This is a genomic window from Isoptericola sp. NPDC056618 (assembly GCF_042792715.1).
In the GTDB taxonomy this organism is placed as follows: domain Bacteria; phylum Actinomycetota; class Actinomycetes; order Actinomycetales; family Cellulomonadaceae; genus Isoptericola; species Isoptericola nanjingensis.
Genome location: NZ_JBHTVZ010000007.1, coordinates 115,421 through 128,487 on the forward strand (window position 1 = coordinate 115,421; position 13,067 = coordinate 128,487).

A 13,067-nucleotide genomic window follows, 5' to 3' on the forward strand; every position below is an offset into this window, starting at 1 on the left:
TAAACAACCCCCTACAAAACACACCCACCCCGCCTCCACGACCCACCGCCCCCGCGCCACCACCCCCCCCCCCCCCCGCCCGTCGAGAGGGAGGAGGCGCGGGTGTCAGCCCGCGGCGCGCGGGGCCGCCGCCGTCGACCGGCGCACGACGAGCTCCGGCTCGAAGAGCAGCTCGTCGCGCGACACGGTGGCGCCCGCGATCATGCTGGCCAGGATGTCGACCGCCGCCCGGCCCATCGCGTCGATCGGCTGCCGGACGGTCGTGAGCGCCGGGTCGGTGGAGTTCATCAGCGCGGAGTCGTCGTAGCCGACCACCGACACGTCGCGCGGCACCTCGAGCCCCGCGCGCCGCACCGCACGGACCGCACCGAGCGCGAGCGGGTCCGACGCGCACAGGATCGCCGTCGCGCCGGCGTCGAGCAGGCGGCCCGTCGAGGCCTGCCCGCTCTCGAGGGAGTACTGGCTGTGCACCACGAGCTCGTCGGGGAGCTCGACACCGTGCCGCCGCGCGAAGCCGCGCGCCGCCGCGAGCTTGCGCTCCGACGGCACGTGGTCGCGCGGCCCCAGCAGCAGCCCGATGCGCGTGTGCCCCATGGACACCAGGTGCTCCAGCGCCTGGTGCGTGGCGATCAGGTCGTCGCACGAGACGTGCGGGAAGTCGAGGCTCTCGATCGACGCGTTGATGAGCACCACCGGCAGGTTCAGCGCCTGGAGCCGCTCGTAGTGCGCGTGGTCGGCGTCGCGCTCCGCGTAGAAGCCGCCCGCGAAGATGACCCCCGACACCTGCTGGCCCAGCAGCAGGTCGATGTACTCGGCCTCGGAGATGCCGCCCGCGGTGCGCGTGCACAGCACGGGCGTGTACCCCTGCTGCGCCAGCGCGCCGCCCACCACCTCCGCGAAGGCGGGGAAGATCGGGTTCGCCAGCTCCGGCAGCACCAGGCCCACCAGGCGCGGCCGGTCGCCGCGCAGCTTGGTGGGCCGCTCGTAGCCCAGCACGTCCAGCGCCGTGAGCACGGCGTCCCGGGTCGCCTGCGACACCCCGGGCTTGCCGTTGAGCACACGGCTGACCGTCGCCTCGCTGACCCCCACCTTCGCGGCCACGTCGGCCAGTCGTCTCGACATGCCTCGACTGTACACGCGATCACGCAAGCGGCTTGCGCTTCTTGCGTTCCTTGCGGAACGCGACGAACAGGTGGTGCCGTACGCTCTGCGGGCTCAGAACGCGCGTCACCACCTGTTCGACGTGCACTACTTCCGGGGCGCCCGGACCGTGAGCCCCGCCGTCACCTCGCTCGGCGCATAGCGCGCGTCGCCCCCGTAGCGGACGACGACGTCGTGCCGCCCCCGCTCGACCCCGGACGTCGGCAGGGTCACGGTGGCGCGCCCCCGCTCCAGGTCGGCCGTGACCGTCCGCCCGGCGAGCTCGACCGTCACCGTCCCGGTCGCCCGCGGCGCGGAGCCGCGGCCCCGGGCGGCGGTGACCGCCACGTCGACACGCGCGTCGGCGCCGGCGGCGACCGACGCGGGCTTCACCTGCGCCCGCACGGCGCTGGCCGTCTCCCCGGTCTCCCCCGCACGATCTGGGGCGAGCCGCAGGAACGTGATCGAGTGCGCCGGGAAGTCGTACGTGAACGACGTCCCCGCGCCCCCGAACGTCCGGTCCACCGGGACCACGCGCTCGGGCCGGGTCTTGGTGTTGGTCGCCGACGGGTCGGCCGCCATCTCGGTGACGGACGCCGTCGCGGCCGGCTCGAAGCCGCCCGTCACCTCGACGTCGGTGCGCGCCACGGCGTCGCCGACGTTGACCACCTTGGCCACGAGCTCGCCGGTCTCCTCGTCGTGGGTCACGACCTGGAACAGCGACTTCGTCACCGGCTCGGTGTACGTGAGCTGCAGCTCGCCGTCGAGGTAGAGCTCGATGGTGCGCCCCTCGACGACGACCTTGATCCGGTAGTCACGGCCGTTCTCGAGCGGCGTGAAGGACTCCGCCGCCGCGACCTCGCCCTGGCGCGCGCCGTCGGCCCGCTCCAGCACGGACCGGGTGTTGCCCCAGCCGCCGACGTTCCACCAGTAGAAGTCGTCGCTCGCGCTCGCGCCGAACCCGACGAGGAAGCCCTCGGCGCCGCCCGTCCTCCGGGCCGTCACCTCCATCGTGTAGTCGTGCCAGTCCTCGTCGTAGGCCCCGGCGACCACGCTGCGCGCGTCCTCGACGCCCGCGTCGGACTGCACGTACGCGCCGTCGGTCACGGACCAGTCGCCGCGCTGCGCCTCCCACCGCGACGCGTCGTCGAAGCCGTCGGAGAACAGGACGTCGCCGGTCGCGTTGTCGGTGACCCGCACGTCGTCGTACTGCGCCTGCGTGAGCCAGGTCGACAGGAAGACGCCGCCGTCGACGTCCGGCGGGACGACGTCCGGCCCGTCGCCGAGCTCCGACGGGACCACCTGGTCGCCGGCGTTCGTCATGAACATCTTCTGGGTGTAGTAGTTCACCGAGCCCCACGACTCGTCGTTGTCGAACCACATCATGTCCGGCGACCACTGCACGTAGTCCTCGTTGGCGAACATCGGCGCGTACGAGGCCAGCTCGACGACGTCGGAGTTGCGCTCCAGCCCCGTCATGTAGGCCGCCTCCGCCAGCGCGTTGCCGAACGTGTTCCCCTTCGACGCGTACTCGCCGAGGAAGACGTGCGGGCCGCTGCGGTCGTAGGAGTCGTACCGCGCGTCGTTCGTGAGGAACCACGACGGGTCGTTGTAGTAGTGCTCGTCGACCATCGCCACGCCCTGCTCGCGGTTGAAGTCCCAGAGCTCGTCGAAGCGGGTGCCGGCGTCGTCGGGCCCGGAGTTGGAGATCACCGTGATGTCGGGGTACTCCGCCTCGATGGCGTCGCGGAACGCCGGGAAGTTCTCCTGGAACTTCGGGGTGTTCTCCTCGTTGCCCAGGCCGATGTACGGCAGGTCGAACGGCTCCGGGTGCCCCAGCTCGGCGCGCTTCGCGCCCCACTCGGTGTCGGTGGAGCCCGTGGCGAACTCGATGAGGTCGAGGGTGTCCTGGATCCAGCGCGGGCGCTGGTCGTCGGTCATCTCCGGGATGCGCGACCCGCAGCCGTTGGCGCCCACCGACACGACGGGCAGCGCGAACGCGCCGAGGTCCTCGGCGAACTCGAGGTACTCGAGGTAGCCGATGCCGTACGACTGGTTGTAGCCCCAGAAGTTCCAGTTGGTCGGGCGCTCCTCGACCGGGCCGATGGTCTCCTTCCACTGGTACGTCCGCTGCCGGTCCTGGCCGTCGGACTCGAGGTAGGAGTCGAAGGTGCCGACGTTGGTGACGCAGCCGCCGGGGAACCGCAGGAAGCTCGGGTCGAGCGCCGCGACCTTCTCGGCGAGGTCCTTGCGCAGCGTGCTCCTGCCATTGACCGGCCCCACCCACGTGTCCTGCGGGAACAGGGACACCATGTCGAGGCGCAGCGTGCTCGCGGCGCCCGAGGCGACCCGCAGGCGCGCGGCGTTCGTCGTCGCGGACGCCGTCACCGTCGCCGTGTACCGCGCCCACTCGTCGGAGCCGTCGACGGCGACCGTCGCCGTCCCGTACGTCGTCGCGCCGTCGGCGGACACGAGGGTCGCCGTGAGGTCCTGGGCGACGTCGCTGCGCGCCCAGACGGAGAAGTCGTACGACGACCCCTCGCTCAGCGCGACGCCCTCGTTGTACGACGCGTTCGAGACGCCGGTCGTGCCGTCGGAGGTCACGGTGAGGTAGTGCCGGTTGCTGTCGTTGAGCCACTCGCCGCGCGCGGACTCGACGGCGACGTCGCCGCCGCCGGTCTGCTCCCAGCCCGTCAGGCCGGTGAAGCCCGCGTTGTCCTCCTGGGCGAACTCGAACGACCGGTTGCGCACCAGCTCGGCGTACAGGCCGCCGTCGGCGGCGTAGTTGATGTCCTCGTAGAACACGCCGTACAGGTCGTCGCTCATCTCGGTGCGGTCGGCGGCCGAGTCGATGGTGAGCCGTTGCTCGACGACCTCCGGCTCGCCCTCCGGGTACGCCTCGAGCAGCGACTGCTGCTCCGCCGTCGTGATCGGCAGCACCGTGCCGTGCCGCGGGTGGCTCGGCAGCTCGGCGTCGGGCACCGAGGTCCAGTCCCCGCTCGCCAGGTCGTCCGTGCGGAACAGCATGTACCCCTGGCCCCCGTGGTACGACGGCTGGTCGATCATCATGAACCAGGAGTCGTCGGTCAGGGACGGGAAGACGGTGGGACCCTCGCCCGCGGTGAACTCGCCGCCCCACGGGTTGGGCTGGCCCACGCCGACGTGCTCGGCGACCAGGTCCCACCCGTCGCCGTCGGTCACGCCCTGCGTGCGGGACAGGTCGTCGGAGGACTCCTCGCGGACGGTCATGTCCGCCTCGTCCTTGGTGAACCGGTAGTAGGTGCCGTCCTCGACCGCGACGGTCGAGTCGATCATGCCCCGGCCCGCGCCGCGCTCCTCGTCGATCCACACCTGCGGCTCGGAGAAGCTGCCCGCGGAGAAGTCGGGCGTCGTGGCGGACAGCATGCGCTGGTACGACGTCGCGATGTCCCGGTCCTCCGGCGCGACGTCGTCCGGGTACAGCGCCGACGCCCAGTAGACGACGAACTGCCCGGCCTCGGCGTCCCAGGTCGCCTCGGGGGCCCAGAGGTTGCCGGCGTCCGGCGGCGCGACCTCGACCTCCTGCTGGTCGGACCAGTGGATCAGGTCGTCGGAGGACCACACCATCATCGACCGGCTGCCGGTCTCCTGGGCGTCGCCGAAGTTCCCGCCGGCGGCGATCTTCAGGTCGGTGGCGAGCAGGTAGTAGGTGCCGGTCTCGGGATTGCGGGTGAGGAACGGGTCGCGCAGGCCCTGCGTGCCGAGGGTGGACTCGAGGACGGGCTCACCGCCGTTCAGCGTGGTCCACGCGGTGGGGTCGTCGGCCTCGCTGACGGCCAGGTAGATCTTCTCGCCGCCGTCCTGCTCGCCGGCGAAGTAGGGGAAGACGTAGGCGCCGTAGCCGTCGCCCGCCGCCGACGGGGCCGGCGACTGCGACGCGGGAGCCGCCCGCAGCGGGACGGCCGCGGCCGCCGTGGCGGGCAGCGCGAGGGCGAGGGCCGCTGCCGCCAGGGGCCTCGACCATCGGGGCCCGTGCTGTCTCGATGGGATGTGCATCGTTGTAGAACCTCCGTGTCGTACGTCGTCGTACAGGTGCGGGGGGTGCAGGTACCGAGATGGTGCGCGGTGGTGGGACGTCGGGCCGGCGGCGCGTGCCGCCGACCCGACGCCCGGACGGGCGCGGAGCCGGGACGGCTAGGAGCGCCGCAGGGCGAGCAGCCGCTGCAGGACCACGAAGACCAGCAGCAGCGCGCCGATGACGATCTTGGTCCACCAGGAGGAGAGAGTGCCCTCGAAGGTGATGATCGTCTGGATGAGTCCGAGCACGAGGACGCCGAGCACGGACCCGAGCACGAAGCCGGTGCCGCCCGTGAGCAGCGTGCCGCCGATGACGACGGCCGCGATCGCGTCCAGCTCCATGCCCACGCCGGTCAGGGAGTAGCCCGACCGCGAGAACATCGCGAACAGCAGGCCGCCGAGACCGGCGCAGGTGCCGCTGATGACGTACACCAGCACCTTGGTGCGCGCGACGGGCAGGCCCATGAGCTTGGCCGACTGCTCCCCGCCGCCGATGGCGTACACGGTGCGGCCGAACTGCGTGTAGTGCAGCAGGTAGAACGCGACCGCCACCACGACCAGCGCGATCACGACGCTCGACGTGATCCGCCACTGTCCGCCGGCCCACGTGTCCCAGGAGGCCAGGGCGACGAAGGTCGGGTCGTCGATCGGGATCGACTCCGGCGCGACGAGGAAGCACAGGCCGCGGGCGAAGAACATCGCCGCGAGGGTCGCGATGAACGGCTGCACCTCGAAGACGTGCACCATCGCGCCGACGAGGAGCCCGATCAGCGAGCCGATGAGCACGACCAGCGGGATCACCACCCCGGCGGGGACGCCGGACTGCAGCAGGTACGCCGCCGTCACGCCGGACAGCGCCAGCACCGAACCGACGGAGAGGTCGATGCCGCCGGTGAGGATGACGAACGTCATCCCGACGGCCAGCACGATGAGGAACGCGTTGTTGATGAACAGGTTCGCGAGCACGCCGACGGACAGGAAGTTGTCGTAGCGCGCGCCGCCCACCACGAGCAGCAGCACGAACACCACGAGGGTCCCGACCACGGGCAGGTAGCGGCGGTCGACGCGCAGGCGGCGGCCGACGGACGGCACGCGGTCCGGGGACGGCGCCCCGCGGCGCGAGGATGCGAGGGTCGTCATGAGGCCACCACCTTGTCCGTCGCCACGTCGGCGGGCTTGTCCGACGGCGTCACCGGCGCCGCCCTGCCGCGCCGTCGCGTGCGTTCCGAGAGCTTGCGCCGCATCGCGGGCGACTGGAGCAGCGTCACCGCAGCGACCACGAGCGCCTTGAACAGCGGCGTCACGAGCGGCGAGATGCCGACGTTGGTCACCGTGAGCGACAGCGTCGCGATGATGAGCACGCCGACGAAGGTGCCGGAGAGCGAGAACTTGCCGCCGGCCAGCGACGTGCCGCCGATGACCACGGCGAGGATCGCGTCGAGCTCGATGAACAGGCCGGCGTTGTTCGCGTCGGCCGCCATGACGTTGGACGACAGGATCAGCCCGGCCAGCGCGGAGAACAGCCCGGACAGCGCGAAGACCGTCCACACGATGGTCCGCGCGCGCACGCCCGCGAGCCGGCTCGCGGCGGGGTTGATGCCGACCGACTCGACGAGCATCCCGAGCGCCGTGCGCCGCACCAGCAGCGCGACGAGCGCGAACACGCCGAACGCGACCAGGGTCGCGACGGGCAGCCCGAGCCAGTACCCGGCGCCGAGCATCTTGAACGGGGCGCTCGTGACCGTGGTGATCTGCCCCTCGGTGATGAGCATCGCGACGCCGCGGCCGGCGGTCATGAGGATGAGCGTCGCGATGATCGGCTGGATCCCGAGCACGGACACCAGGAACCCGTTCCAGACGCCGAGCACCAGGCCGAGTGCGAGGGCCATCCCGATGGCGAGGAGCACCGTCGTCGTCGACGCCGGGTCCGGCGCGCCCGCGATGAACGTGAGGGCCACCGCCCCCGAGATAGCGACCACGGCGCCCACGGAGAGGTCGATGCCGCGGGTGGCGATCACCAGCGACATGCCGAGGGCGACCAGCATGAGCGGGGCGCAGTTGCGCAGGATGTCGATCGGCGACCCGAAGAGGTGGTCGTCGAGGATCGACACGGACAGGAAGCCCGGTCGGACGGCCGTGTTGACGGCGAGCAGCGCGACCAGCGCGACCACGGGCCAGAACAGATGGTGGCGGACGACGGCGCCGAACCCGCCGGCGGCCTGCGATGTGGGCATCAGCGGTCCCCTCCGCTCGCGATGAGCTCGACGACGTCGTCGACGCCGACGGAGTCGGTGTTGGTCAGCTCGGCGACCTTCTGCCGGTCGCGCATGACGGCGATGCGGTGGCTGAGCCGCACCACCTCCTCGAGCTCGGCGGAGATGAAGAGCACCGCCATGCCCCGGCCGGCGAGGTCGGACACCAGGCGCTGGATCTCCGCCTTGGCGCCGACGTCGATGCCGCGGGTCGGCTCGTCGAGGATGAACAGCTCGGGCGCGGTGGCGAGCCAGCGGGCCAGGAGCACCTTCTGCTGGTTGCCGCCCGACAGGTTGCGCAGCAGGGCGTCGGGGTTGGCGGGCCGGATGTTCAGCGCCTCGATGTACCGCTGCACGATCTCGTCGACCTGCTTGCCGGGCAGCGGGCGCAGCCAGCCGCGCTCCGCCTGGAGGCCGAGCACGATGTTCTCCCGCACGGTCAGGTCGCCGACCACGCCCTCGGCCTTGCGGTCCTCGGAGGAGAACGCGATCCTGCGCCCGATCGCCGTGCGCGGCGTGCGCAGCCGGGTCGCCGTCCCCTTGACGGACAGCGTGCCCGTGTCGGCCCGGTCCGCCCCGGCGAGCAGACGGGCCACCTCCGTGCGGCCGGAGCCGAGCAGGCCGGCCAGACCGACGACCTCGCCCTCGTGGACGTCCAGGTCGAAGGCCTGCACGGAGCCGCGCCGGCCGAGACCCACGGCCTGGACGAACGGCTTGCCCTGGGCCGCGTCGACGGTGTGCTCGGTGCGGACCTCCAGGTCCTCCAGCACTTCCATCGACCGGCCGATCATGCGCGAGACGAGCTCGCTCCGGGTGATCTCCGACGTCCGGTACTCCCCCACCCGCGCGCCGTTGCGCAGCACGGTCATGCGGTCGGAGAGCTCGAACACCTGCTCCAGGAAGTGCGACACGAACAGGATCGCGACGCCCTGGTCGCGCAGCCGGCGCACGACGGCGAAGAGCCGCGCGACCTCGTCGGCGTCGAGGCTGGACGTCGGCTCGTCGAGGATGAGCACCTTGGCGTCCACCACCATGGCCCGGCTGATCGCGACGAGCTGCTGCACGGCGATCGAGTGCGAGCCGAGCGAGGAGGCGGGGTCGACGTCGAGCCCCATCGTCGCGAGGTGCTCGGCCGCCCGGCGGCGCGTGCGGGGCCAGTCGATGGCGCCGAACCGCCGGGGCTCGTTGCCGAGCATGATGTTCTCCGCGACCGTGAGGTTCTCGCAGAGGTTGACCTCCTGGTACACGGTGGCGATCCCCGCGGCCTGGGCCTCGCCCGGGCCGGAGAACCGGTGCGGCTCGCCGTCGACGAGGATCTCGCCGGAGTCGATGCCGTAGACGCCCGTGAGCGCCTTGATCAGCGTGGACTTCCCCGCGCCGTTCTCGCCCATGAGGGCGTGCACCTCGCCCGGCAGGAGCCGGAGGTCCACGCCGTCGAGCGCCTTGACGCCCGGGAACTCGATGGAGATCCCGGTCATCTCGACGACGGGGCGCACGTCCTGGGGCCGGGCGTCGGGGGTGCTGCCGGCGTCGCCGGCGTCCGATGGCGTCATCCTTGACCTTCCGTGGAGCGCGGTGGGCGCGGCGCGGGCGTCCCGCACCGCACCCACCGCGGGTCTCGTGGAGCGTACCGACGGTCAGTGCTGACGGTCAGTGCTGCCGGTCAGTGCTGACGGTCAGTGCTGACGGTCAGTGCTGACGGTCAGTGCCGACGATCAGTACTGACGGTCCGGCAGCGCGGCCTTCGCCGCCTCCTGGTCGAACGCCTCGTCCTGGGTGACGATGCGCTTCTCGACCTCCTCGCCGGCCACGACCTTCTTCGCGATCTCCGCGAGGTCCGGGCCGAGCAGCGGGTTGCACTCGACGATGTAGTTGATCTTGCCGTCGGCGAGCGCCTGCATGCCGTCCTTGACGCCGTCGACCGTGATGATCTTGATGTCCTTGCCCGGCACCTTGCCCGCGGCCTCGATCGCCTCGATGGCGCCCAGGCCCATGTCGTCGTTGTGGGCGAAGACCAGGTCGATGTCGTCGTACTTCTGCAGGAAGCCCTCCATCACCTGCTTGCCCTCGGTGCGGGTGAAGTTGCCGGTCTGCGAGTCGATCATCTCGATGTCGGAGCCCGCGATCGCGTCGGCGAAGCCCTGCTGCCGGTCGATCATGGGCGCGGCGCCGGTGGTGCCCTGCAGCTCGACGGCCTTGTAGCCCTCGCCGTCGTACTGCTCCACGGCCCACTCGCCGGCGCGCTTGCCCTCCTCGACGAAGTCGGACCCGATGAACGACTCGTACAGGGTGTCGTCCTCGGAGTCGACGGCCCGGTCGGTGAGGATCACCGGGATGTTCGCGGCCTTGGCCTCCTCGAGCACGGCGTCCCAGCCGGTCTCGACGACCGGGGAGAACGCGATGACGTCGACCTGCTGCTGGATGTAGGACCGGATCGCCTGGATCTGGTTCTCCTGCTTCTGCTGCGCGTCGGAGAACTTGAGGTCGAAGCCGTTCTCCTGCGTGAGCGTGTCCTGGATGGACTTGGTGTTGGCCGCGCGCCAGCCGGACTCCGCCCCGACCTGCGAGAAGCCGAGGACGATCGTGTCCGAGGCGGCGGCCGACTCGCCGCCGCCGTCCCCGCCGTCCCCGCCGCCCTGGGGCGCCTGCTCGCTGCTGCACGCGACCAGCGAGGCCGCCGTGAGCGCCGTGACGAACAGCGCCGCACCGGCGCGCCGGAAGTTCTTGCTCATGATCTCCTCCTCGAGACGCCGGCCGACCGGGAGACCCGGTCCCTGGGTCTTCTCTGACCCTCCGGCAACGCTTGTGTGACCGCTAACATAGCGGAGATGTGACCGGTCACAATAGAGGCCGTCCCGGAATCCACGTCACGATCGCGTAACGGCGCCGGTGGACATCCCGAGAGCGTTGCGGGTGCGATCGTGGCCCCGTTCTCGACGTGAACGGGGCCACGATCGCACCCACGACATCAGGGGTCCCCGGGGTCGGGCTCGTCCAGCTCCGCGGCGATCATCTCGACGATGGTGTCGACCGTGACCCCGGGGCCGTTGCTCAGCTCGCCGATCTTCTCGCGGTCCTTGAGCACGACGATGCGGTCGGCGAGGCGCACCACCTCCTCCAGCTGGGAGGAGATGAAGACGACGGCGACGCCCTCGCCCGCCAGGCGTGCCACCCGGCGCTGGATCTCGAGCTTGGCCGCGATGTCGATGCCGCGGGTCGGCTCGTCGAGGATCAGGACGTGGGGCCGCGTGGCCAGCAGCCGGGCGAGCAGCACCTTCTGCTGGGTGCCCCCGGACAGCTCGCCGGCCGGCCGGTCCAGGTCGTCGGCCGACAGGTGCAGCGCGTCGAGGTACGTGTCGACGACGGCGTCCTGCTCGCCCCGCGACAGGGGCCGCGACCAGCCCCGCAGCGCCTGCAGCGCCAGGACGATGTTCTCCCGCACCGTGAGGCCCGCGACGATCCCGTCGTCGCGCACGTTCTCGCTCGACATCGCGACCCGGTACCGCAGGGCGGCCCCCGGGCTGCGGAGCTGCACCCGGACGCCGTCGAGCCACAGCTCGCCGCCGTCGGCGCGCTCCGCCCCGCTGATCAGCCGTGCGAGCTCGGTGCGCCCCGACCCGCGCAGCCCCGCGAACCCGACGACCTCGCCCCGGGACAGCTCGAGGTCGGTCGGCTCGAGGACGCCGTGGCGCCCGAGGGACGACGCCCGCAGCGTCGCCTCGCCCGTCCCCGCGTAGTGGTGCGCGAGCCGCTGCGAGCGCAGCGCCTGGAGCGCGTCGATGTCCTCGCCGAGCATCTTGGAGATCACCTCGGCGCGCTCGACGTCCGCCGTCCGGAACTCCGCGACGACGCGGCCGCCCCGCAGCACCGTCATCCGGTCGCTCACCTCGAAGACCTGCTCGAGGAAGTGCGAGACGAACAGCACCGCGACGCCCTGGTCGCACAGGCGGCGCACGACGCCGAGCAGGCGCGCCGCCTCGTCCGCGTCAAGGCTCGACGTCGGCTCGTCGAGCACGAGCACGCGCGGCTCGAGGACGATCGCCCGGGCCACCGCCACGAGCTGCTTGGTCGCGGGCGACAGCGCCGACAGCGGGGCGCGCGGGTCGATGTCCTCGATCCCCAGCGCGGCGAGGGCGGCCGAGGCCCGCGCCCTGGTCCGGCCCCAGTCGATGCCGAGCCAGCCGCGCACCTCGTGACCGATCATCACGTTCTCGGCGACGGTCAGGTGCGGGCTCAGGTGCGTCTCCTGGAAGACGGTCGCGATGCCGTCCGCGCGGCTCTGCGCGACGCCCGTCGGCGGGCTCTCGACGCCGTCCACCACGACCGTGCCCGCCAGGATCGGCAGCGTCCCCGTGAGCGCGCCGATGAGGGTCGACTTCCCCGCGCCGTTCTCCCCCATGAGCGCGTGCACCTCGCCCGGCCGCAGCGCCAGGTCCACGTCGTCGAGGACCCGCACCCCCGAGCGCTCCACCGTGATCCCCCGCAGCTCGACGACGGGGGCCGGCGCCGCGGGCCGCGAGGTCATCGGGTGGCCTTCCGCGGCGCGGCGCTCGACGCCCGCGCGATCATCTCCGGGGGGATCTTCGTGACCGGCGGGATCTCCTGCTCCTCGATCGCGGCCCGCAGGACGTCGACGACCGACACGCCGAGGGCGTGGAAGTTCTGCCGCACCGTCGTCAGCGGGGGGATGACGTGCCGCGCGAGGGGGATGTCGTCGAAGCCGACGACGCTCACGTCGTCGGGCACCGAGAAGCCGCGGTCGTGCAGGCCGTGCACGAGGCCTACCGCCATGTCGTCGTTCGCGGCGAAGATCGCCGTGTACTCCGGGAGCTCGCGGATCCCGCGCGCGAAGTCGTACGCGAAGTCGCCCGTCCAGTCCCCGACGACGATGGGGCGCTCGCGCAGCCCCCACGACTTCGCCCGGGCGTGGAAGGACCGCTCGCGCGTGCGGGCGTCGAGCCAGTCCAGCGGGCCGGCGAGGTGCAGGATGTCGCGGTGCCCGAGCGAGACGAGGTGGTCGACGGCGAGCGCCGTCCCCGCCTGCTGGTCGACGGTCACGGTGAGAAACGTCGGGTCCTTGTCGGGCTTGACCACCAGCACCGGGACCCCGACGGCGATGCGGCGCAGCGCGGCGATCGACGACGACCGGGGCGCCACGACGCAGAGCGCGTCGACGCCCTGCGCGACGAGGTGGTCGACGGCCTCCTGGGGGGTGATCTCCTCCCCCGCCCGCAGGAGCACGGAGCTGACCACGTACCCGGACGCGCGGGCGGCGGACTCCACGGCGTACAGCGTGCTGGTCGGCCCGAACGTCGCGGCGCTCTCCACGAGGACGCCGATGCGCCGGCTGCGCTGGGTGGCCAGGGCCCGGGCGACCATGTTCGGCCGGTAGCCGAGCTGATCGATGGCCTCCTCGACGCGCCGCCGGGTGGCGTCGCGGATGTTCGGGTGGTCGTTGAGCACCCGCGACACCGTCATGTGCGAGACACCGGCGAGCTGCGCGACCTGCCGGATGTTCGGCTTGTCGGCGGGACTCGCCATGCGGGGCCTCCACGGGATGCGTCCACCGGCCGGCCGGCGGGTCGGCGGCGTCAGCCTACCGAACCGCCGGCCGCTCGC

The 13,067-nt window shown here is 71.9% G+C and carries 8 protein-coding genes; all 8 read right to left on the reverse strand.

The features are described 5' to 3' along the window. Positions 1 to 105 precede the first annotated feature (105 nt). Positions 106 to 1,122, reverse strand: coding sequence for a LacI family DNA-binding transcriptional regulator (locus tag ACFQ8T_RS11235; RefSeq protein WP_430546614.1), 1,017 nt, complete (start codon positions 1,120 to 1,122; stop codon positions 106 to 108). Positions 1,123 to 1,248: 126 nt separating this feature from the next. Next, positions 1,249 to 5,175, reverse strand: coding sequence for an alpha-L-arabinofuranosidase C-terminal domain-containing protein (locus ACFQ8T_RS11240; protein ID WP_430546615.1), 3,927 nt, complete (start codon positions 5,173 to 5,175; stop codon positions 1,249 to 1,251). A gap of 138 nt (positions 5,176 to 5,313) precedes the next feature. Next, positions 5,314 to 6,336: a galactofuranose ABC transporter, permease protein YjfF gene (gene yjfF / locus ACFQ8T_RS11245; protein ID WP_430546616.1), complete on the reverse strand. Its 1,023-nt coding sequence runs from the start codon at positions 6,334 to 6,336 to the stop codon at positions 5,314 to 5,316. Continuing rightward, positions 6,333 to 7,430, reverse strand: coding sequence for an ABC transporter permease (locus tag ACFQ8T_RS11250; protein ID WP_430546617.1), 1,098 nt, complete (start codon positions 7,428 to 7,430; stop codon positions 6,333 to 6,335). Before ACFQ8T_RS11250 ends, yjfF begins: the two co-directional genes overlap by 4 nt. Then, on the reverse strand, positions 7,430 to 9,001 hold the full coding sequence (locus ACFQ8T_RS11255) for a sugar ABC transporter ATP-binding protein (RefSeq protein WP_430546618.1): 1,572 nt from the start codon (positions 8,999 to 9,001) through the stop codon (positions 7,430 to 7,432). Before ACFQ8T_RS11255 ends, ACFQ8T_RS11250 begins: the two co-directional genes overlap by 1 nt. Before the next feature lie 162 nt (positions 9,002 to 9,163). Beyond that, positions 9,164 to 10,183, reverse strand: coding sequence for an ABC transporter substrate-binding protein (locus ACFQ8T_RS11260; RefSeq protein ID WP_430546672.1), 1,020 nt, complete (start codon positions 10,181 to 10,183; stop codon positions 9,164 to 9,166). A 233-nt stretch (positions 10,184 to 10,416) separates the two neighbouring features. Beyond that, complete coding sequence (locus ACFQ8T_RS11265) at positions 10,417 to 11,973, reverse strand: sugar ABC transporter ATP-binding protein (protein ID WP_430546619.1); 1,557 nt, start codon at positions 11,971 to 11,973, stop codon at positions 10,417 to 10,419. Next, complete coding sequence (locus ACFQ8T_RS11270; RefSeq protein ID WP_430546620.1) at positions 11,970 to 12,989, reverse strand: LacI family DNA-binding transcriptional regulator; 1,020 nt, start codon at positions 12,987 to 12,989, stop codon at positions 11,970 to 11,972. Before ACFQ8T_RS11270 ends, ACFQ8T_RS11265 begins: the two co-directional genes overlap by 4 nt. Between the last annotated feature and the right edge of the window lie 78 nt (positions 12,990 to 13,067).